Here is a 22,601-nt window from a genome sequence, read left to right as displayed (position 1 = left end):
ATTTGGACAATGATGAAAAGTTCAATAAAAACAGTATGTTTAGTGTTCAACAACAGTTAATACAAACATAGCCAAAATTAATTACGATTTCCCACTTTGACAGTTCCAACAAATTTCAAAGGATTCGGTGTTCTGTTCAGCACATGTTGAACAAATCCAGTTTTTAGATTCATCATTTTCAGAAGACTTTAACAATTCAATTGCGGTTTCATAGTCTGAATCATCAACCCACAACTCTAGCCAGATTTGATGTCCAGGAATGGCACTTCCCGATGTATGTTCGTTCCTAATTTCTACAGCTATTCCGGCGCACTCAATTACGTTTTTGGAATTCATCGCTAAAAGTCGGTTTTCATTGGTGTATATTTGTTTCATAGTTTTTCCCTAACACTTCAAATATTCGGCGCACTTTGGCTGGGTGTCGCCCCCCAAAATTGTTTGTTATGTTTCTAAACACAACACTGTTTTTACGTGTATTGAGCTTTTAGCGCAGCTAAAGTTGAATTCACAATACGAAAGATAATTCACTTTAGCGGGATAAAACCAACAAATTGTCAGCATTTCTCTGGATAATCTTGAGTAACTTAACCGGCAAAGAACACCTCCCAATTCTGGGTTCAGTCCATTACCTAAGCTTTAGAAGCTAGCCACTTATAATCACTTAGATGTTTAATTTAGATTGTGACTTTCTATTTGCTCAATATTCAGTCAACCTAGCAGAAGGAATAGTTTTTATTTTGTAGTTAGATGCATTCATAAATGACTCTATATTTTAGGGAACAATGCCATCTTGATCCAATTAATTTATACCAGTGATTTTGCTCAGGCTCTCAAAATTGAGGACTTTGAAAAAATATTAGCCGCAGCTGTAACCAAGAATAAGAGACTTGATATAACAGGAATGATGGTAGTCATTGATGGGCATATATTTCAAACGATTGAAGGCTCAGAACATAACGTTCAGTCCTTGATGGATTCAATTAAAGCGGATAATCGCCATAATAATATACGTATTATTGGAGTTGATTCAGTGGTGGTGAGGGATTATCCAGATTGGGCAATGGGATATACCTGCAATTGGCAAGGAACAACTTTAGACGACGTTAAGTCGCTATTATTGCAATTAGCCGAAACAAACACCTTCAGTGAAAATAACGCACAAAGTCTAAAAATACTGATGCGATCATTACGACCTGAGCTCACTTAACCATCACGTCTAATAATCGTTTATTTTCAACTTAATTTGAACTCAATGGAATAACGTAAGGAAAGACCTGTGCACATAGGAATGATTGGTGGAATAGGCCCTGCCGCGACTGACTTTTATTATAAAAACCTAATCAAAGCGTTTGCATTGGCGGATAAAAAATTGGAGCTGACCATAGTTCATGCTGAGGTCAGTGACGTTATTAATAATATAGTCACCGACGCCGCCGATAAACAAGCTGACACTTTTCTAAAATCAGCCCTGCGTTTGAAAGCTGCTGGAGCAGATGTAATTGTTATCTCCTCCATTGCCGCTCATTTTTGCATTGCAGAGTTTAGTGCGTTATCACCGTTACCCATTGTTAGTATCATACCTACATTGGATGCTGAATTTAATAAAAGAGGGCTTAAACGCGTTGGCTTACTCGGACATAGTATTTCAATGGGCTCCAAGTTATTTGGAGGAATTTCATCAGCAGAAGTGGTGGTACCTTTAGATGATGACTTTGATACTGTTCACAAAACCTATATAAAAATGGCTGCAAAGGGGCAAGTTGATTCAACTCAGAGAAAAACGCTGTTCACTATCGGCAAAAAGCTATGTACCGAGCAAGGAGCTGACGCTGTTATATTGGCAGGAACAGACCTTTGCCTAGCATTTGATGGATATAAATGTGGCTTTAATGTAATAGATAGCGCACTCGTTCATATAGATGCTTTGTGTGACATGTCAGACTAAGTCAATAACGAAAAAGTAACCACTGTGAGTACAATCGAAGATAAATACTGCTGCCCAAACCTGCTAAAACAAGCATTGTTCTTAGTAATTCCTTTCTAATGTAAGAAAATCACAGTTTATCCTTGCTTTTTTCGCTCAGACTGGCAAATTCAAGGTCGCGAAAGACTCTCTAAAAATAACAACAGTTTTCGCTTTTTTCGGCTTGTCACGATAGAAATACCAAGCCCCTTATAAACACCAAGTAACAAGAGAAACATTTTTATGTGTGGTATTTTCGGTATTCTGGGCATCAAGAGTGATGTGGCAGAACTTAGAACGCAAGCGTTAGAGCTTTCCAAATTACTCCGCCACCGCGGACCTGACTGGTCAGGTATTTGGAATAATGACAGCGCTATTTTATGTCACGAACGTTTGGCAATAGTCGACGTAGACACAGGCGCTCAACCGCTAATAAGCCGCGATAATAATCAAGTGTTAGCCGTTAATGGTGAAATTTATAACCACAAAGCGTTAGAAGCCGCACTTGCAGCACCTTATGACTTTAGAACCAAATCTGACTGCGAAATCATCTTGCCTTTGTATCAGCAAAAAGGCGTTGAGTTTATCGACGAGTTGGAAGGTATGTTTGCTTTTGTCTTATACGACGCAGAGCAAGACACCTATCTAATTGCCCGTGACCACATGGGCATCATCCCCTTGTATACCGGTTATGATGAACACGGAAATTTATACGTTGCCTCAGAAATGAAAGCTTTGGCACCTGTATGTAAGACAATTCAGGAATTTCCTCCTGGTCATTACATGTGGAGTAAAACAGGCCAATTAACCAATTACTATAAACGTGATTGGATGGACTACGAAAACGTTAAAAACAACCCTACTGATCTGAATGACCTGAAAATTGCTTTTGAAAAAGCGGTCAAATCACATTTAATGTCTGATGTGCCCTATGGTGTACTTTTATCAGGCGGCTTAGACTCTTCTTTAGTGTCTGCGGTTGCAGCTAAATACGTGGCTAAACGTGTTGAAGATGGTGATAAATCAGATGCATGGTGGCCTCGTTTGCACTCTTTTGCTGTTGGTTTAGAAGGTGCTCCTGACCTAATTGCTGCACAAAAAGTGGCTAAGATGATAGGTACAGTTCACCACGAAGTGCACTTTACCGTGCAAGAAGGCATCGATGCCCTACGTGACGTGATTTATCATATAGAAACCTATGACACCACTACCATTCGTGCTTCGACTCCTATGTATTTACTTAGTCGTAAAATCAAAGCGATGGGTATTAAAATGGTGTTGTCGGGTGAAGGAGCGGATGAAATATTTGGTGGTTATCTATATTTCCATAAAGCGCCAAATGCTAAAGAATTCCATGAAGAAACCCTGCGTAAACTAAATCGTTTACACATGTTCGATTGTGCCCGAGCTAATAAATCCACTTCTGCTTGGGGTGTTGAGGGTCGAGTGCCTTTTCTAGACAAAGAATTTATGGACGTAGCCATGCGCCTAAACCCACAAGACAAAATGTGTCTTGATGGAAAAATGGAAAAATGGGTATTACGAAAAGCCTTCGATAATAATGAATATTTACCTTCTGAAATATTATGGCGTCAAAAAGAGCAGTTCAGTGACGGTGTGGGTTATTCGTGGATTGATTCACTTAAAGAATTTATCGAAACCCAAGTAACTGATGCGCAAATGGCTTCAGCGGAATTTCGATTCCCGGTCAATACGCCTGATACCAAAGAAGGTTACTTTTATCGGACCATTTTTGAAGGGTACTTCCCACAGGAAACCGCAGCCAAATGTGTACCAAGTGGAAAATCTATCGCTTGTAGTACGGTAGAAGCCTTAGAATGGGATGCGAGTTTTAAAGCTAATGCTGACCCTTCCGGTCGTGCAATGAGCACTGTTCATGGTAAAAGTTAGTTCACAAACAAGCTAACTAGATTCAAACAGTACGACGACTAAAGCCAGAGCTAACCCTCTGGCTTTTTTATGGTTCGAGTTGAGAGGAGATCTTCCCGTCGAACCATAACTCCTTCCTGTCTAAAGGTGTTTTTTCTGGTAAAAAGGGGTTTTTTAACGTGTAAAATGTTCTTTGTTCAATCTTAGATTTTTCAATGTAATCAGCATAATTCTCGATGAATAATGCTTGAAACGTACCATTTTCAATGGCTTTTTCTAACCCTTTTTCAATAAGCTTGGCTAGGGGTACACTTTTCTTATTTACAAAAAAGTAAATAGCCGTAGGATAATGTACCCCAAGAGTAGGTTGGATTTTGATTTGATTTTGCAACTCACTTTTGGCTAACTCTTCCCAAATTTCAATGATAGAACGTGGGAAAAAGTCCCCTTGTGCTTTGCTAAGCATTCTCATCAGTGCTTTATGAGTCCGCTCAGTTACCACATCAAAACCATTGGATTGCAGTATTTTGGTATCAGGCCAATCTCTACCTTGAAGAGGTATGAGCTTAACTAAATGCTCGAGTTGCTGAATATAGGCAAAACGTTCAGCCATATCTTGACGAATAAGTAACAAACGCCAGCCACTGAGTCCCTTAAAGATTGGAATGCGTATAGGTAGAAAGTCTTTTTCACGCTGTTCGTTAGTCATGCCCCAAACAATATTTATTTCTCTATTGTCTTGTAGCCTATCTAAAGCCTTGCCCTTGGAGAGAAGTTTCTCTGAGGGTTTTAGTTGATAATTCACTCCAGTTTGATCCAAAGCCAATGACAATAACTGTATGGGATATTCATCAATAGCTGAAGTGCTTTCTTGGGGGCTAGGAAACGTTATTTGCCAAGAAGCCCCCTTAGCGTTAAAGCTACAAAGTAGAATCAATACGGCCAGTGCTTTGTTCATAAATCACCCAGTGCGGCTAAACAAATCTGTAAGTTTATTTTCATCATCATCTATTACCGCCACTATTATTTTAAATTGATTATCGGGCATTTTCTGTAACGTGTATGAGGTTGCGCAGCCAAAACATAGATCATCGTTCTGGTCAAAAAATTGCCAGCGCATTTTAGAGAAATACAAGGTATCTGATAAACGCATAGTTTGCTGTAACTTAGGCACAAACGTCTTAACGCCAACCTTGGTAAACTGCGTAATCATTCGACTCACAGCTTTTTCTAATTCTTCTTCGTTAGCCATGACCTTTTTACTATTATCGTTCATGATAATAGTAGGGGGTAAACAAAAGCTGGCTATTTTCTTAGCGTCAAAAGTATTTAATACTTTGGCATAAGCATCTAAAAAACTTTCTGAATCCATGGGCATAAATGTCATGTTCCTTAATTACATATATTCAGTTTACAGACCGCTACTCAATTCCAATAAATTTATGAGTTTGTAACGACAAACGCCAATTACGCGCTATACAGGTTTTAATTGCAAGGTCGGTTGCACGTTTTTGTTGGCTAATGGGTTGCAAATAAATATTCGGAGCACTTTGTTCACCTAATAGCAGTAACACTAGGTCTAACTCTTCGATGTGTTTTTGCATGGCTACCGGATGTTTAATTTCGTTTGCTCGGCGCATAGCACTGCTCAATACTGGTCTACCTCCAGGCATATTCACTTTAGGCGAGACAGTGACCCATGTGTCTGGATGAGCAATAATTTCGTAGGTACCGCTGGTTTCAATTTGCACCGAATAACCTTTTGTTATTAAGCTAGTTGTTATCTCGGTCAAATCATACAAACAAGGCTCACCGCCGGAAAGCACTATATGTTTAGCCACATAATCATGTTGACTAAAAAGGGCAATTAATTGTTCTGTGGTGTGTTCAAACCAGCTATCTGATTCTGCCGTTTCCGCCATCACCTTATCGCTTGTGGTTTTTAATTCAGGTGAGACCACCCAAGTATGTTTAGTATCACACCATGGGCATCCAACTGGACAACCTTGCAGCCGCACAAAAATAGAGGGTAATCCCGTATAACTGCCCTCCCCTTGCAAAGACTCAAATACTTCATTAATTTTATATGAACTCAATCACTTTCCTTTTTGTTTAACGCATTCCTGTTGTGGGAATTTAGCGTTAAATCACTTAAAATCGCTGCTAATGTATAGATTATAAAGAAGCAAAGCCCATGTCACAAAAGGTAGTGGTAATTTTTTCCGGTGGAATGGACTCGTTTACTGTCCTAAACCTAGCAGTTAAAAAGGGTTTAGAGGTGTTTGCCTTGTCTTTTAACTATGGACAAAGACACAAAAAAGAACTGGATTACGCCAGTCTCGCCTGCAAAACCTTGAGGGTACAACATAAAATAGTCGATATCTCTGCTATCAACCAACTAATTGGCGGTTCTTCTCTCACTTCTGATATTGATGTATCTGAAGGTCATTACGAAGAAGAAAGTATGAAAAGCACAGTTGTACCTAACCGTAATATGATTTTACTGTCTATGGCGGTGGGTTATGCCGTTTCAATCAATGCGAATAAAGTTTACTACGGTGCTCATTCAGGTGATCACGCTATTTATCCTGACTGCCGCCCTGAATTCGTGCACAAGATGAATGATGTCTGTGCCATTGCTAACTACGAAGCAGTAGAAATTGTGACGCCTTTTTTAGACGTGAGTAAAACTGCAATTTTAACCGCGGGTTTAGCAATGGGCTTGGATTACAATCAAACATGGACTTGCTACAACGGCCGTGAAAAGGCGTGTGGAAAATGTGGTGCATGTCAGGAAAGATTAGAAGCGTTTAGCGAAAATGGCGTAAGTGATCCTCTAGAGTATGAAGCCTAACAAGCATTCGTTATGATTATACATAAACCCCACTAAAACAAGGTTTCGACAACTCTAGCGTATCAAAATATTTACACTTATATGCTTTAACAGCGATCGCAACTCTCCCTTCAGAATGCCCTTTTCGGGCATTTTTTATTGAAATAACCTAAGCTGCTGACGTCCGATTTTGGCGGAATCACCACTAAAAAATTTAATTAGCTAAAACTAAAGACGGGATTCATTAGAAGTCCTTAAAAGGCTCCCCCTATTTTAGGTTTTAGACATGACTAAAGAGAATAAATAATGGCAGACTTATTTGAAAATCCAGTAGGCTTAGACGGATTTGAATTCATAGAATTTTCTTCTCCTGAAAAAGGGCAATTAGAAAAAGTGTTTACTGCAATGGGATTTACTCAAGTAGCAAATCACCGCACCAAGGATGCACAATTGTGGCGTCAAGGTGGTATTAACTTAATCGCCAACTATGAACCCAAGTCAGCCGCTTGGTACTTTGCTCGTGAACACGGTCCTTCTGCATGTGGCATGGGGTTTAGAGTCAAAAATGCCGTTCAGGCTTATGAGTATTTATTAGCCCAAGGTGCCGAGCCAGTTATTGTTGAAACAGGTCCTATGGAACTTCGTTTACCGGCCATTCGTGGTATTGGTAACGCGATAATTTACCTCATTGACCGTTATGGCGATGAATTGTCCATTTATGATATCGACTTCAACTACATTGAAGGTGTTGAGCGCAACCCAGTAGGCGCTGGTTTTAACGTAATTGACCATTTAACCCATAACGTTTATGGCGGTCGAATGAAATATTGGGCTGACTTTTACCAAACATTATTCAATTTCCAAGAAATTCGTTTCTTTGACATTAAAGGTGAATACACTGGATTGACCTCAAAAGCGTTAACCGCTCCTGATGGCAAAATTCGGATTCCTTTAAACGAGGAAGGAGAAGGGGGTAAAGGACAAATTGAAGAGTTCTTACGCGCATTTAACGGCGAAGGTATTCAACATATTGCTTTCAGTTGCGACGACTTAGTAGCTTGTTGGGACCGTTTAAAAGCCATGGGCATGCCATTTATGACGGCCCCTCCAGAAACATATTACGAATTGCTAGAAGGTCGATTACCTAATCATGGCGAGCCTGTTGATGAACTGCAAACTCGCGGAATTTTGCTGGATGGCACTACAGAAGACGGCCCAAGACTGTTGCTGCAAATATTTTCAGAGACTCAGTTAGGACCAGTATTTTTTGAATTCATTCAGCGCAAAGGTGATGACGGCTTTGGTGAAGGTAACTTCAAGGCATTATTCGAATCAATTGAGCGGGATCAAGTGAATCGTGGTGTTTTGAAAACCGGGAAAAAAGAGGACGCATAAGCGAGCGCTTAAACCCTCATTAAAAAGCCGCTTTTAAGCGGCTTTTTAAATCAGAACTAGTTGAAGTGCTATTTTAGTATATATACAGCTAAATCTTACTTCTCTACCTTCTGAATAAAGTAACTGATTTCTTTAATCAAATGTCTTAAAACGGGGTTTAGACGAGTATTTTTACCATTCATCACAAATAGGTCATGGCTAAATTCAAATAAACTTTTGCCTACGGGTACAAGACCTAAACCTGCCGCTTGATTGGTAAGTACATAATCAGGCAATAAACCCACATACTCACCGGTCATAATTGCTGACAAACAGCCATCGTAAGAATCAGAAAAAGTTTGAATTGCCATACGCGTATCATCAGAGATGTAATTAGCTGATGACAAGCCGGAAATGCCTATTGCTGGATAGTCACCGATTTTAACATTGTCGGGTAGACCATCACGGTATTTTGCTAACACATGCGAAGGAGAACAATATAATCGACCTTTACATGTCACTTCTACAGGATGAAAGGTCACTGATTCAGGTTTCACCATGTCGTAAGTTGATAACACCAAATGACATTCACCAGATAACGCCACATGTTCTACCTCGTTATACAAACGAGTTTGAATATTCACGTGAATATCATTGAATTTTTTCATGGTACTTTTAACGGCTTTACTGACCGATAAATGATAAGAAAGCGGTAGCCCTGCCATCATCACTAAGGTGATATGCCCTGAGTAGTCGTCGTGTAAACTCTTCAAATTAAACACAAAGTTATCAAAAGAATTGAAGATACGTTTGGTTTCTTGAAAAACCACCTCCCCCTCTTTGGTCATTTGAAAACCACCACGACCACGATGGCACAACACTAAGTCTAACCGCTCTTCCAGTTTTTTAATGGCAGCGCTAATATTAGGTCTTTGCATCCGCAACACTGGTTCTGCTGCGGTAAAGCCATTACATGAAGCTACAGCGTAAAATACACGCAATAATTTGATATCAGATTCTTGAAGACGATTTAACATTACAGCACCACTTATAGGTATAGTTCTTGATACTAAAGTACATAGTAGGAAAGCCGTAGCAGGATTACAATGGAAATTTAGCAGAACAGCTAAAAACAGTGGTGCTATACCCCTCCGCATAAAAAATTACCCATTAAAAGGAGTAATCCTTTATGTAAATCGTATTAACAATGCTTAATTAGTAATGACCAACACCTTAATGGTGAGACCTTTAATCAGACAATATTAATAGTCATATTTGTTAACTAAGAGTTTTTTACAATTTGCGAGCGAAACGCTTCAATTTCATCTCGTAAATTCGCCGCTTTTTCAAATTCTAAATCCTTAGCCGCTTTAAACATGACTTTTTCTAGCTCAATAATTCTCTGCAAAATTTGTGGTGTACTAAGCGCATTATATTTTTTACTCGATTCGGCCACTAATCTAAGTTTAACCTTACCGTCAGAGCTACCATCTCCAACATCCATAATATCAGTAATAGGTTTATTCAGTTGCGTGGGAACAATGCCGTGTTTAAGGTTGTATGCTCTTTGAATTTCACGGCGTCTGTCTGTTTCTGCAATGGCTCGCTCCATAGAGCCAGTGATCCTATCACCATACAATATTGCTCGGCCATTGAGATGTCGCGCTGCCCTCCCCATAGTTTGAATCAGCGACTTGTCAGAACGTAAAAAACCTTCTTTATCTGCATCAAGAATCGCGACTAACGACACTTCAGGCATATCAAGCCCTTCTCTAAGTAGATTGATACCCACTAACACATCGAACTTACCGATACGTAAATCACGAATAATTTCAATACGCTCAACTGTGTCTATATCTGAATGTAAATAACGCGCTTTCACACCATGTTCATCAAGATAATCACTTAAATCTTCGGACATACGTTTGGTTAAAGTGGTAACCAGTACTCTTTCGTTTAATGCCACACATTTTTGGATTTCCGACAATAAGTCATCAACTTGAGTGCCTACTGGCCGTATTTCTATTTCTGGATCAAGTAAACCAGTGGGACGCACAAGTTGTTCAACTATATCGTCTGGTACCGCAGCCAATTCAAATTTACCGGGCGTGGCAGACACATAAATAGTTTGCGGGGTAATTTGTTCAAACTCTTCAAACTTCAAAGGCCGATTATCTAATGCCGAGGGCAACCTGAAACCATATTCAACTAAGGTTTCTTTGCGAGAACGATCGCCTTTATACATAGCGCCGATTTGTGACACAGTAACGTGGGACTCATCGATAAACATCAGTCCGTCAGCCGGGAAATAATCAATTAAAGTCGGTGGCGGATCACCAGGGTTTCGACCTGACAAATACCGAGAGTAGTTTTCGATGCCTGAGCAATAACCTAGCTCCTGCATCATTTCTATATCAAATTGACAGCGCTGCGATACGCGCTGCTCTTCAACCAATTTATTTACCGACTTAAGCTGCTCGCGCCTTTCCTTAAGCTCGACCTTTATATGCTCAACTGCATCGAGAATTTTTTCTCTAGGCGTGACGTAATGGGTTTTTGGGAAAACAGTGGCCCGGGTGACTGTTTTTTCAACTGCACCGGTAAGCGGATCAAAAATACTGATTCGTTCCACTTCTTCGTCGAACAATTCCACTCTAATACCATGGCGTTCTGAATCTGCAGGGAATACATCAATCACATCACCGCGTACCCTAAACGTACCACGCTCAAAAGCGATATCATTACGAGTGTATTGAATTTCGGCCAAACGGCGCAAAATATCCCGTTGGTTCATGATGTCGCCTTGACGAAAATGCACCAACATTTTCATATACGACTCTGGGTCACCTAGTCCATATATGGCCGAGACACTAGACACAATGATAACATCACGCCTTTCCATCAGTGATTTGGTTGCAGATAAACGCATTTGTTCGATATGTGCGTTGATTGATGCATCTTTCTCAATAAAGGTATCACTGGAGGGCACATACGCCTCTGGCTGGTAATAATCGTAATAGGAAACAAAATATTCCACAGCGTTATTTGGGAAAAACTCTTTCATCTCTCCGTAAAGTTGCGCAGCTAAAGTTTTATTGTGTGCCAATATCAACGTCGGCCGCTGAACCTTTTCAATCACATTGGCCATGGTAAAAGTTTTACCCGAACCTGTTACACCCAACAATATTTGGCGTGCTAAGCCATCTTCTAAACCTTCAACTAATGCTTTAATCGCTTTTGGCTGGTCGCCAGCAGGAGAATAGTTGGAGGATATTTCAAATGCTCTGCTCATAATTCTTATTTACTCAATACACTTTGTTCAAATCGAGAAGCCAAAATGGATTTAAACCAAATAAAGGCAATACAACCAACGGTAAGGTTTGCCATTACTCCAGCCCAAAAAAGTCCAAGCAATCCAAACCAATAACTGCCTATAAACGAAAAAGGCACAAAAAATACAAATAAACGCATACCGTTTAATGACAATGCTGACATAGGCATGTGCATGGCATTAAACGATGAGTTGGTCAAAATGGTCACGCCCTGCAGGCCATACCCTAAGGGCACAATTAATAAAAACATTATGATGGTTGCAGACACTTTTGGCTCATTGGTAAATATATTAGCAATCACACCAGACAAAACAGCCAATATTGCAAACACTATCAGTTGCCAAACGATCACAAACTTAACGCATAAACTGTAGGCTTGGCCCACTCGCTCAAGCTTATTAGCCCCAAAATTTTGACTGATAAAAGGGGGCAATGACATAGATAACGACAAGACCACTATGCTGGCGATTGATTCTAACCGCCCCCCTACTCCCCAAGCAGCAACAGCTTCAGGTCCATAACCTGCAACAATTGCGGTCACAACACCAGCTGAAATAGGGGTTAGCATATTGGCTCCAGAGGCAGGCAATCCAATCTTTAAAATTCCACCTGTGCTACGTTTTAACTGCTGCCAATTAAGTAACTTGGGCTCCATTAGCTTTCGCTTTACAGCCAGTACATACAAGATATAAAACAAACCTACCGCCCAAGCGATAAGGGTAGCAATAGCCGCTCCTTGTATGCCAAAAGCAGGTACAGGGCCCCAACCAAAGATGAGTATCGGATCAAGTACTACATTAATAAGACCACCAAAAGCCATGACGTAGCTAGGTGTTTTAGTATCACCCGAAGCACGCAACACACTGTTGCCTACCATAGGCATAGCCAGAAAAACCCCAGCTCCATACCACACCAACATGTATTCTCGAATCAAGACTAACTGCTCTTCGTCAGCCCCCATTAAGCGAAAGATAGGCTCCATGGTCAACACACCAACAATAGCCAAAACAATGGCTAGCACCATTGTTAGCATTAACGCACCTGTAGCCGTTTCCTTTGCTTGGTCGTGCTGGCCAGCACCTAACAATTTAGCAATTACTGCCGAGGTACCAATACCCAAACCAATATTCAAACTAATTACCGTGAAAGTAACTGGGAAAGTAAAACTGATAGCGGCAAGCTCTTGGGTGCCTAACATGCCAATAAAAAAGGTATCAACTAACCCAAACGTCATAAGTACAACCATTCCTACTATCATAGGAAGCGTCATTTTACGTAACGTGTTAGCAATATCATTGTTTAGCAAATCTGGATGGCGCGCTGTTTTAGTGCTTGAGGTCAATATTGCTCTCTCTTAAATGAAGATATTGGTAGATAAGTAAGTAAACCAGATGAAAATCATATGACACCGATTTTACCCTTTAAATTTCATGCTGTTGTATGTGCTGTCATATTGGGGTCTATAGTACGCGATTTTTCCTTCATATTTCTTATATTTACTGGACTTAATGTTACAAAGTTGTTAACAACCACTCTCCAACTAAGTGTCTCTTTTTGAATACATGTGAGTGCCTATTTTTTGACGTTTTATGTTTTTTTGTACGTTTTAAAGTAAAAGATTTATTTTTGTTTTAAAAACAATCAATTAAAAATAAATAAATATTTTGTTTGTTTTAGCATATTTTTCTCTTTTCTCTTTAAAAACAACACACAAGCGAAATTCCATCATATTTACAATTAATTTTTTATTTAAAAGAAAAACATCATAATAACGTAATCGATTGATTTTTAATGGCTTTTAAAATTAATTAGATATTTCCAACTTCATCTGTTGACTTTGAATTGAAGTTCTAAACTTTACCAGTAACAATTTAATCCACAAGGTTATCCACAAGATTCGTGGATAACTGCCCTCGTCCTTTAATTGGCGTACATTGACACCACTGTGTGCTTTTATTTTAGTTGGTAACCACTAACCTTTTGCATCGCCAACGAAGGTTATACTTTTGTTAAATACTGTCATTACATACAGTACACAACAAATCGTTAATAACAATTAGCTATAACGAAATTGAAAAACGGTCTTTGATTTAAGATTATTTAAGAGAACCAAAATCGCATAAATTTGAAGCAATAAACCCGAGATTTTTTTGATATTTGAAGAATACGCATGGATTGTGAGAAAGTTTATAAAAATATCGTTAAAACCTCACTTTGAGTGTTGACAGCGGACGGTATGCTGATTAATATCCTGCCCCGTTGAAAAGCACCTTGGTTTGTAACTAAGCAACGTTTTAAACGTAAGTATAAAGTTCCCCCTTAGCTCAGCTGGTTAGAGCGACGGACTGTTAATCCGCAGGTCCCCTGTTCGAGTCGGGGAGGGGGAGCCAATTCAATTTTTACCAGCTCTCCTATCCACCTTTCCTGTTATTATCTCTAGTTATCGACTTTTATTTTAAAAATAAACACCTTTTAGCAATAAACTTTTGAATATCAAGTTGTTAATGGTCACTTAAATAAAGATAATAAGAGTGTATTAATAACTCCTGGCTAATATTCACTTAAATGACCGAATTCTTATTACTATTAATTGGCACAGTTCTGGTGAACAACTTCGTGTTGGTTCAATTCCTCGGCTTATGTCCGTTTATGGGAGTGTCTGGAAAATTAGAAACGGCTATTGGCATGTCTATGGCCACCACTTTTGTGTTAACCCTAGCCTCTCTTTCCAGCTACCTAGTTGAACACTATATATTGCTACCACTTGGTATCGGCTATTTGCGCACCCTGAGTTTTATTTTGGTGATTGCCGTAGTCGTGCAGTTCACCGAAATGGTTGTACACAAAACCAGTCCCACTTTATACCGCCTGCTCGGCATATTTTTACCGCTTATCACCACTAACTGCGCTGTATTAGGCGTAGCATTACTGAATATTAACCAAGATCATAATTTTGTTGAATCGGTTGTTTATGGTTTTGGTGCAGCCGTAGGATTTTCTTTAGTGCTTATATTATTCTCCGCCATGCGTGAACGTTTAGCCGTAGCAGACGTACCTAAACCTTTTAAAGGAGCTTCTATAGGTATGATAACCGCTGGATTGATGTCTTTAGCCTTTATGGGGTTTACTGGCTTGGTTAAATTTTAATGTCTCTAGGTTTCGCAATTCTAACTGCACTGCTAGCTATAGGTCTGTTGGCGCTAATCTTTGGATTGGTACTAGGTTTTGCTGCGGTAAAATTTAAAGTAGAAAGCGATCCGCTAGTCGAACAAATTGACCAAATACTTCCGCAAACCCAATGTGGGCAATGTGGATTTCCTGGTTGCAAACCTTATGCTCAATCAATAGCTGATGGCGACGAAATCAATAAGTGCCCACCAGGTGGCGATGCCACTATAAAAAAACTTGCCGACCTTATGGGAGTAGAAGCTAAATCTTTAGATTCAGCACATGGGGTGGAAGAGATAAAAAAGGTTGCCTACATTCGTGAAGACGAATGTATAGGATGTACAAAATGTATTCAGGCCTGTCCGGTTGATGCCATATTGGGCGCGGCCAAGCAAATGCACACAGTTATTACAGACGAGTGCACAGGCTGCGATCTATGTGTCGATCCCTGCCCTGTTGATTGCATAGATATGTTGCCCTTAGCAAATAGCGCTTCATCTTGGCGCTGGGACATTAATGCCATCCCTATCAAACAAATTAGTTAGACGGGAATTATGCAAAATAACTTCGACGATATTATTGATAAACTAGACAACAACCAATTGTGGGACTTCCCCGGTGGTGTATTTCCTGCTGAACGTAAAACACTGTCGAATCAAACACCAATAGGCAACTCACCCATCCCTGAGCGTCTCTATGTGACCACTAAACAACATATTGGTGTTGAGGGTCATCTAGTGGTTGAAGTGGGGCAAAAGGTGCTCAAGGGTCAAGCTTTGACAAAAAGCATGAACCCATTTGCAGTGCCCATTCATGCTCCTACATCTGGTGAGATAGTCGCCATTCAAAAACACGTATCAGCTCATCCTTCTGGATTGCCGGAGATGACTGTAGAGATACGCAGTGATCAACAAGACAAATGGATTCAACTTAATCCTTTAGTGGATTATCAAAATCAACCCAAAATGCAAGTACTCGCTGCGATTTGTGATGCCGGCATTAGTGGTATGGGTGGCGCTGGATTTCCTACTCATATTAAATCGTCACCTAAAAAAGACGTCGACTTTTTAATCATTAATGGCATTGAATGTGAACCTTACATTACGTCTGATGATCGCTTGATGCGCGAACATGCTTGGCAGATTCGCCAGGGTATAGATGTTTTGTGTCATCTGCTAAAGCCAAAACATGTATTGATTGGCATAGAGAATAATAAACCTGAAGCCATCGAAGCGATGCAAGTCGCCTGTCGAGAAAATCCCAACTACCGAGTTTGTAGTATTCCCACTAAGTATCCCGCAGGTGGCGAAAAACAACTCATTCAAGTGTTAACCAATAGAGAAGTGCCCGCTAAAGGCTTGCCTGTGGATGTAGGCGTGATCATGCACAATGTAGGCACTTGTTTTGCCATAGCTGATGCCATTTTTTCAGGCAAACCACTGATTGAACGCGTGGTAACTGTCACTGGTGAAGCGGTTGAGAAACCCGGTAATGTGTGGGCAATGATTGGTAGCCCTGTTGCTCACCTTTTGGCACACAGAGAATATAAAAAAACAGCTCAGAGCCAACCTAACGTCATTATGGGTGGCCCAATGATGGGCTTTAGTGTGATAAGTGATTTGGTGCCAGTGGTGAAAACCACAAACTGCATATTGGCCCCCACTGATAATGAAATAGCAGGTAACAATGAACAAGCATGTATTCGTTGCAGTGCATGTGCAGATGTTTGCCCGGCAAGCTTATTGCCACAACAATTATTTTGGCATGCAAAAGCTAAAGAATTAGATAAAACTCAAGACTACAATTTATTTGATTGTATCGAATGTGGCGCCTGTGCTTATGTTTGCCCTAGTGAAATACCTTTGGTTCACTATTACCGCATCGCAAAATCTGACATTAGAATAGAGCAAGAAGAAAAACAAAAATCAGACAAAGCGAGAGATCGTTTTGAAAAACGCGAAATTAGACTCATTGCCGAACAACACGCTAGAGACGAAAAGCATCGATTAGCAGCAGAAGCCAGAAAGCTAGCCATGGCAAGCAATGGCAATAACTCAAAAGACAAAATTGCCGCAGCACTCGCCAGAGCAAAAGCCAAAAAACAAGCGACCAATTCATTAGACGATAAGCAAATAGAGCCTGTAGAAATTGATGCTGCGAACAAAGCAGAGCAAACAGTAAAAACCGAAAAATCTGATACAACCACTAAGGCAGCCAGTTCAAATCAAAGGGTTCAAGCAGCCATCGCCAGAGCAAAAGCTAAAAAAGTGGCTGCGGAAGCAGGAAAAGAAAAAGAAATATCTCAACTTGAACTAAAAGATAAAGTTGAGGTTGTTACCGTAGAAGAAAATAAACCTGAAGAAAAACAACTGGATACTGATGACAAAGTTGACACACCTCCCCCTGTCAAAACACAGGTGAGCACTCAGACAACAATCAGTAACGAAACGCCAGCAGTTGCAGCGCCACAAAATATAGAACCGACCAAAGCTGACGTCAAACAAGCTAAGATCGCAGCTGCAGTTGCAAAAGCCAAGGCTAAACGCCAAGCGCAAAAAATAATAGACAATAAAGACAGGTCAAATCAACCGTCACCAGTTAATGTAGATAACACCAAAACTGATAGCCAAGTTGAACTTGCCAAAACAGAAGAACAACAAATAGAAATGAAAAAACGCAGAATTGCCACAGCTGTTGCAAAAGCAAAAGCCAAAAAGGCAGCCGAAAAAAAAATGAGCAAGGAAGATAAACCTTCATGAAATTTAGGTTAGCCAGTTCCCCTCATCAACATATTCGTCGTGATACCGGTCAAGTAATGCGCTTGGTCATTCTAGCCTTGGTACCAGGGGTATTAATGCAAACATGGTTCTTTGGTTGGGGCACGATCATCCAGATTGTACTTGCAGTCATAACCGCAGTTGCAACCGAAGCAGCCATTTTAGAGTTACGTAAACGAGATTTCGAGCGAGCACTTAAAGATTATAGTGCGATATTAGCCGCGATCTTATTGGCAGTGAGTATTCCGCCATTTGCCCCTTGGTGGGTTATTGTAATTGGTACATTTTTCGCTATTGGCATAGTCAAACAATTGTATGGTGGACTGGGTTTTAACGTGTTTAATCCGGCAATGGCGGCTTATGTCATGTTGTTGGTTTCCTTCCCTGTGCAAATGACTCAATGGTTACCGCCAATGAATCTAGCCCAATATAGCCATGATTTTATGGATGCACTCTATGTTGTTTTCACTGGTTTCAGTGTTGAAGGTTTTAGTCTTGCACAACTCAAAACAGATATAGATGGCGTGACGATGGCAACTGGCCTAGACACGGTAAAAACTGGACTTGCACAGGGGTTCACTTTTTCAGAAATGATTGATTTCCCCATTTTTGATAGTGTTATTTCTGGTTTAGGCGTGGCATCAAGCTGGATCACCCTAAGTTATCTGTTAGGCGGTTTATATTTACTCAAACAAAAAATCATTAATTGGCATATACCCGTTAGTATGATTATGGGTTTGTTTGTTTGCTCAATGATAATGTCGCTGGTTGACAGTGACTTATACCCATCCAGCCTATTCCATTTATTCAATGGAAGTATCATTATCGGCGCCTTTTTTATTGCCACAGACCCCGTATCAGCCTCAACCACCAATAAAGGTAGATTGATTTTTGGCGCCGCTATTGGTGTGTGGGTTTATCTGATAAGGGAATGGGGAGGTTACCCCGACGCTGTGGCTTTTGCCGTGTTGATTATGAATATGGCTGTTCCCTTAATTGATTATTACACTCGCCCACGTACCTACGGCCACAGTTCGAACAAGGGAAAACCAATAAACAAGGCTCAGTCATGACAAAAAGTATACAACATACTATGTCTAAAAATGGTTTGATATTGGCGGTTTTTGCCATAGTCACAACGGGATTGATTGCCCTCACCTACTTTGGCACCAAAGATCAAATCGCTTTGCAGCAACAACAAAAATTGTTATCCATACTCAATGCTGTGATTGACAACAGCAGTTATGACAACGCCATTCAGTTTGATTGCGCCTTAGTGACTTCTGCTGAATTATTAGGTTCAGATGAATCACAACACGTTTATCGCGCCACTAAACAAGGAAAAGGAGTTGCTGTAGCCATAGAAACAACTACACCAGACGGATACAGCGGAAAAATCCATTTAGTGGTTGGCGTAACCAGTTCCGAAACCGGCTCAGCCAAGGTAACAGGGGTAAGAATACTCGAACATAAAGAAACACCTGGGTTAGGCGACAAAATTGACTTGCGTATTAGTGACTGGGTATTGGACTTTGACAATCAAACTTATAGCGCTGACATCGCCACCAATTGGGCCGTCAAGAAAGACGGGGGACAATTTGACCAATTTACAGGTGCTACTATTACACCTAGAGCTGTAGTTAGTGCGGTCAAGTTAAGTGCGGAATATTACTTAGCCAATCAAGCCGCTATTTTTAATGCGGCTAATGCCTGTGCCGTGAATAATTCTGCAGACGCCATTGTTGAAAACGCCGTGGCTAAAAACGCCGTGGCTAAAAAAGTGAGCCAAAGTAATGAGTGAGTTTAAAGAGTTAAGTTGGCAAGGATTGTGGAAAAACAATCCAGCTTTAGTGCAACTATTAGGTTTGTGCCCATTGTTAGCTGTTACCGCTACTGTCACCAATGGGTTAGGTTTAGGCCTTGCAACAACTCTTGTATTGATAGGTTCAAATACTACAGTCTCGATAATCCGCAATTGGGTGCCAAGCGAGATTCGCATCCCTATTTTTGTGATGATCATCGCAGCATTTGTAACCATAGTGCAACTACTGATGAATGCCTACACTTTTACCCTTTATCAAGCTTTAGGTATTTTTATTCCACTGATAGTTACGAATTGCGCCATTATTGGACGAGCCGAAGCCTACGCATCCAAAAATACTATTGGAAAATCAGCTTTCGATGGTTTGATGATGGGACTGGGTTTCACTGTTGTATTGGTATTATTAGGCGCAATGCGCGAATTACTGGGCTATGGCACCTTATTTGATGGCGCCAACTTATTATTAGGCGATTGGGCCACAAGCTTGAAAATCACTGTATTTGAAACTGAAAGCCCATTTTTATTGGCGATTTTACCCCCCGGTGCTTTTTTATGCATGGGCCTGTTAATCGCCCTAAAAAATGTACTGGATAGTCATATGGAACGTTTGTTTGCCGCCAAGTCCGAAGATAAAGTGGTACAGCGAGCGCGAGTCACTACTGAGAGCTGAGAGCTGAGAGCTTCGAGCTTCGAGCTTCGAGCTTCGAGCTTCGAGCTTCGAGCTTCGAGCTTCGAGCTTCGAGCTTATTTAGAGTATAAATCGATATTAAATGAATAAACACAAACGCTTAGAAATGTTGACTCGCTTGCGCGATGCTAACCCTCACCCTACTACCGAACTTAATTTCAGTTCTGCATTTGAGCTGTTAGTAGCGGTTACTTTATCCGCTCAAGCGACTGATGTAAGTGTCAATAAAGCCACCGACAAGCTCTACCCTGTTGCCAATACCCCTCAGGCGATTTTTAATTTAGGCGTAGACGGGCTAAAAACCTATATCAAAACCATCGGTCTATTTAATACCAAAGCAGAAAACGTCATCAAGGCTTGCAAAATTCTGCTCGAACAACATAACGGAGAAGTACCGCAAAGCCGCGAAGCATTGGAAGCATTGCCAGGTGTCGGCCGAAAAACTGCAAACGTAGTATTAAATACGGCTTTTGGTTGGCCCACCATAGCCGTAGACACCCACATTGACCGCGTTTCCAATCGCACTAAATTTGCCATGGGTAAAAACGTTGTGGAAGTTGAGAAGAAACTCTTAAAAGTGGTGCCTGCTGAATTCAAAGTCGATGTGCACCATTGGTTGATTCTCCATGGCCGCTATACCTGCGTGGCGCGTAAGCCAAGATGTGGTAGCTGTATTATTGAAGACTTATGTGAGTATAAAGATAAGACTGATTAGCCGCATGAGCAAAGTCATGTATTGATTTTGTTGTTAGCCAATGGTTACATTATCATCAAACAATGCTTGAGTGGTGTAAATACCCTTGTTAACTTTAAATATTATTAAACGATCTGTCCTTATTGGAATATGCCTGACTAGTTTATTTTCCTGCACCCAAACAAAAATGCCTTCTACTATTAAGCCAATATCAACGCATGCACAATCAAATGAGTTAGTAATAAGCAAAACAAACTATGAGCAGTCCATGTACGGATTCTGGCTAGGACAAAGCATTGCGAACTGGACTGGGTTGGTTACCGAAATGGATAAAATTGGCAATTTAGGCGAGATAAAAACTGGCAAATTCTATACTTCCGAAGACTGGGGAAAACCAGATCAAGCAAGTATTTGGGGACAAGGTATACCCAGCGATTTGTCCGAAACTATTGACTTTGTGTTTGCCAAAAACAATGAGCCATGGGGTTCGGACGATGACACCGATATTGAATTTATTTATCAAACACTACTCGAGCAACACCAAACTACAGAGCTTAGCGCTGAACAAATTCGCGAGGGTTGGCTTAAGCATATATATTCAAGCGATGAAATCACACCCTATGGAAAAGATCCTGAAGGTGACAATGAAAATTATCTATGGGTATCTAATCAAGCTGCGCACAATCTAATGCGAAATGGAATGCTGCCTCCATTCACCGGACTACCAGAAAATAACCCCCATTTCGACATGATAGACGCTCAGCTTACAACCGAGGTTTTTGGTTTCTTTGCGCCAGCCAAACCAGATATAGCCTTAAGATTGGCTAATCTCCCTATCCGTACCGTAGCATTTGGGGAAGCCGCATCTATCGCTGAATTTTATGTGGTAATGTATTCTCTTGCTGCTCGCTATACCGGACAAACTATTGATACGTCTGACATTCTTTGGATGGCAGACACAGCTAGAACTTATCTACCAGATGGTCAGTACCCTGCGAAAATGTACGATTTTGTGCTAAGTAAATATCTGCAAGGAAATACTTGGGAACAAGTCCGTGATGCCGTGTATCAGCGCTACCAAGTTGAGGAGAGTGACTGGTATAAAATCACTTCCAGAAATCTATATTGTAACGGTTGTTTTGCAGCTGGAATTAATTTTGCCTCAAGCCTTATCAGCTTGTTCTACGGTGAAGGTGATTACAAAAAAACCGTCAAAATAGCGACCTTAGCTGGTTGGGACTCAGACAACCCAGCCGCAACTTGGGGAGGAATGCTGGGCTTTATATTAGGGAAAGAAGGTTTAGAGAAAATTTTTGACCGGTCCTTTTCAAGTACATTTAATATACATAGAACAAGACGTAATTTTCAAAATGACGGTATTATACCCTTGGATGAAATGGCTGCTACTGGTGTGAGTATTGCTGATAGAGTGTTGAGAACAAATCATGTTGTAGACATCAAATCTGATAGTTGGTACATAAAAGATGCTGTAGTGAAGCCTTAAAATAACAACATTAGCGTAAAATTAGGATAAAAGTAGCGTGGCGCAGATCCAAACCTTAAAAACGCTAAGTTTCCAAACAGAACTGGTTAACTATCAAGTAACTTTCTGAAAGTTATAAAAGTCCTTTAAAATATGATAAGTCTACTTCGCTTATCTTTTGGCTGGCCGACAATAGCGGTGGACACCCACATCGACCGAGTATCAAACCGCACTAAATTTGTCATGGGTAAAAACGTAGTAGAAGTTGAGCAAAAGCTGCTAAAAGTTGTGCCTGCTGAGTTCAAGGTAGGTGTACCACTGGTTAATTCTTCACGGTCGTTATACCTGCGTTGCTCGAAAACCAAGGTGTGGCGCTTGTATTATTGAAGATCTTTGTGAGTTTAAAGATAAAACTGAATAACTTCTGTCTGCTACAAGACGATATCGGACGTTCCTCACAGATATCAAAATGTATTGTTTGATTATAAATTTACCCGTTAGTCGGCAGGCTAATGGAATGGTCGCCTCCCTTCCCAAACTAAAAACGTAATGGCAAAGTAGTGAGGCAGTTTCTCAT

At 40.5% G+C, this 22,601-nt stretch carries 20 protein-coding genes, 1 tRNA gene and 1 pseudogene; 15 read left to right on the top strand and 7 right to left on the bottom strand.

Annotated elements, in window-relative coordinates; genetic code table 11:
- Positions 1-81 precede the first annotated feature (81 nt).
- Complete coding sequence (locus QZ488_RS15755) at positions 82-375, bottom strand: DUF2007 domain-containing protein (RefSeq protein ID WP_293750505.1); 294 nt, start codon at positions 373-375, stop codon at positions 82-84.
- A gap of 415 nt (positions 376-790) precedes the next feature.
- Here QZ488_RS15755 and QZ488_RS15750 point away from each other — a divergent pair, with 415 nt between their 5' ends.
- From QZ488_RS15750 to asnB, 3 genes are all read left to right on the top strand, one after another.
- Complete coding sequence (locus QZ488_RS15750) at positions 791-1,207, top strand: BLUF domain-containing protein (RefSeq protein WP_293750503.1); 417 nt, start codon at positions 791-793, stop codon at positions 1,205-1,207.
- Positions 1,208-1,276: 69 nt separating this feature from the next.
- Complete coding sequence (locus tag QZ488_RS15745; RefSeq protein WP_293750501.1) at positions 1,277-1,945, top strand: aspartate/glutamate racemase family protein; 669 nt, start codon at positions 1,277-1,279, stop codon at positions 1,943-1,945.
- A 261-nt stretch (positions 1,946-2,206) separates the two neighbouring features.
- Entirely contained in the window at positions 2,207-3,874 is a 1,668-nt protein-coding gene (gene asnB, locus QZ488_RS15740) for an asparagine synthase B (RefSeq protein WP_293750499.1), read from the top strand.
- 67 nt (positions 3,875-3,941) lie between these two features.
- On the opposite strand, the gene QZ488_RS15735 is transcribed toward asnB, so the two are convergent.
- From QZ488_RS15735 to queE, 3 genes are read right to left on the bottom strand one after another with little or no spacing between them, the layout of a single operon-like run.
- On the bottom strand, positions 3,942-4,811 hold the full coding sequence (locus QZ488_RS15735; RefSeq protein ID WP_293750497.1) for an amino acid ABC transporter substrate-binding protein: 870 nt from the start codon (positions 4,809-4,811) through the stop codon (positions 3,942-3,944).
- Between the two features lie 3 nt (positions 4,812-4,814).
- The gene (locus QZ488_RS15730; protein WP_293750493.1) at positions 4,815-5,231 is read right to left on the bottom strand and encodes a hypothetical protein; all 417 of its coding nucleotides are present in this window, start codon (positions 5,229-5,231) and stop codon (positions 4,815-4,817) included.
- A 43-nt stretch (positions 5,232-5,274) separates the two neighbouring features.
- A complete protein-coding gene (gene queE / locus QZ488_RS15725; protein ID WP_293750491.1) occupies positions 5,275-5,949 on the bottom strand; it encodes a 7-carboxy-7-deazaguanine synthase QueE in 675 nt (224 codons plus the stop codon).
- A gap of 98 nt (positions 5,950-6,047) precedes the next feature.
- Here queE and queC point away from each other — a divergent pair, with 98 nt between their 5' ends.
- Both queC and hppD read left to right on the top strand, forming a co-directional pair.
- The gene (gene queC / locus QZ488_RS15720) at positions 6,048-6,707 is read left to right on the top strand and encodes a 7-cyano-7-deazaguanine synthase QueC (RefSeq protein WP_293750489.1); all 660 of its coding nucleotides are present in this window, start codon (positions 6,048-6,050) and stop codon (positions 6,705-6,707) included.
- 285 nt (positions 6,708-6,992) lie between these two features.
- Positions 6,993-8,081, top strand: coding sequence for a 4-hydroxyphenylpyruvate dioxygenase (hppD, locus tag QZ488_RS15715; RefSeq protein WP_293750487.1), 1,089 nt, complete (start codon positions 6,993-6,995; stop codon positions 8,079-8,081).
- A 95-nt stretch (positions 8,082-8,176) separates the two neighbouring features.
- On the opposite strand, the gene QZ488_RS15710 is transcribed toward hppD, so the two are convergent.
- The 3 genes from QZ488_RS15710 to QZ488_RS15700 form a co-directional block, all read right to left on the bottom strand.
- Positions 8,177-9,097, bottom strand: coding sequence for a LysR family transcriptional regulator (locus QZ488_RS15710; RefSeq protein ID WP_293750485.1), 921 nt, complete (start codon positions 9,095-9,097; stop codon positions 8,177-8,179).
- Between the two features lie 245 nt (positions 9,098-9,342).
- A complete protein-coding gene (gene uvrB, locus QZ488_RS15705) occupies positions 9,343-11,352 on the bottom strand; it encodes an excinuclease ABC subunit UvrB (RefSeq protein ID WP_293750483.1) in 2,010 nt (669 codons plus the stop codon).
- A gap of 5 nt (positions 11,353-11,357) precedes the next feature.
- Positions 11,358-12,734: an MATE family efflux transporter gene (locus QZ488_RS15700; protein ID WP_293750481.1), complete on the bottom strand. Its 1,377-nt coding sequence runs from the start codon at positions 12,732-12,734 to the stop codon at positions 11,358-11,360.
- A 971-nt stretch (positions 12,735-13,705) separates the two neighbouring features.
- On the opposite strand from QZ488_RS15700, the gene QZ488_RS15695 reads away from it, so the two are divergent.
- From QZ488_RS15695 to QZ488_RS15650, 10 genes and pseudogenes are all read left to right on the top strand, one after another.
- Positions 13,706-13,782: transfer RNA gene (locus tag QZ488_RS15695), tRNA-Asn, on the top strand.
- Between the two features lie 175 nt (positions 13,783-13,957).
- Complete coding sequence (gene rsxA, locus QZ488_RS15690; protein WP_039988988.1) at positions 13,958-14,539, top strand: electron transport complex subunit RsxA; 582 nt, start codon at positions 13,958-13,960, stop codon at positions 14,537-14,539.
- Complete coding sequence (rsxB, locus tag QZ488_RS15685) at positions 14,539-15,105, top strand: electron transport complex subunit RsxB (protein ID WP_293750478.1); 567 nt, start codon at positions 14,539-14,541, stop codon at positions 15,103-15,105. Before rsxA ends, rsxB begins: the two co-directional genes overlap by 1 nt.
- A 9-nt stretch (positions 15,106-15,114) precedes the next feature.
- Positions 15,115-17,319, top strand: coding sequence for an electron transport complex subunit RsxC (gene rsxC / locus QZ488_RS15680; RefSeq protein ID WP_293750476.1), 2,205 nt, complete (start codon positions 15,115-15,117; stop codon positions 17,317-17,319).
- A complete protein-coding gene (gene rsxD, locus QZ488_RS15675; protein ID WP_293750474.1) occupies positions 17,316-18,410 on the top strand; it encodes an electron transport complex subunit RsxD in 1,095 nt (364 codons plus the stop codon). The genes rsxC and rsxD overlap by 4 nt, the downstream gene beginning before the upstream one ends.
- The gene (gene rsxG / locus QZ488_RS15670) at positions 18,407-19,138 is read left to right on the top strand and encodes an electron transport complex subunit RsxG (RefSeq protein WP_293750469.1); all 732 of its coding nucleotides are present in this window, start codon (positions 18,407-18,409) and stop codon (positions 19,136-19,138) included. The genes rsxD and rsxG overlap by 4 nt, the downstream gene beginning before the upstream one ends.
- A complete protein-coding gene (locus QZ488_RS15665) occupies positions 19,131-19,829 on the top strand; it encodes an electron transport complex subunit E (protein ID WP_293750467.1) in 699 nt (232 codons plus the stop codon). The genes rsxG and QZ488_RS15665 overlap by 8 nt, the downstream gene beginning before the upstream one ends.
- Positions 19,830-19,929: 100 nt before the next feature.
- Positions 19,930-20,562: an endonuclease III gene (gene nth, locus QZ488_RS15660; protein WP_293750465.1), complete on the top strand. Its 633-nt coding sequence runs from the start codon at positions 19,930-19,932 to the stop codon at positions 20,560-20,562.
- A 247-nt stretch (positions 20,563-20,809) separates the two neighbouring features.
- Positions 20,810-22,045 (top strand): ADP-ribosylglycohydrolase family protein, encoded by a 1,236-nt coding sequence (locus QZ488_RS15655; protein ID WP_293750463.1) that lies wholly within the window; start codon positions 20,810-20,812, stop codon positions 22,043-22,045.
- 129 nt (positions 22,046-22,174) lie between these two features.
- Positions 22,175-22,445: pseudogene (locus QZ488_RS15650) on the top strand (endonuclease III); the annotation flags it as partial.
- Positions 22,446-22,601: the final 156 nt, after the last annotated feature.

The organism is uncultured Paraglaciecola sp., from assembly GCF_913020055.1.
In the GTDB taxonomy this organism is placed as follows: domain Bacteria; phylum Pseudomonadota; class Gammaproteobacteria; order Enterobacterales; family Alteromonadaceae; genus Paraglaciecola.
Note: the sequence above shows the minus strand (reverse complement) of the source record. Positions and strands in the feature narration are given on the sequence as shown.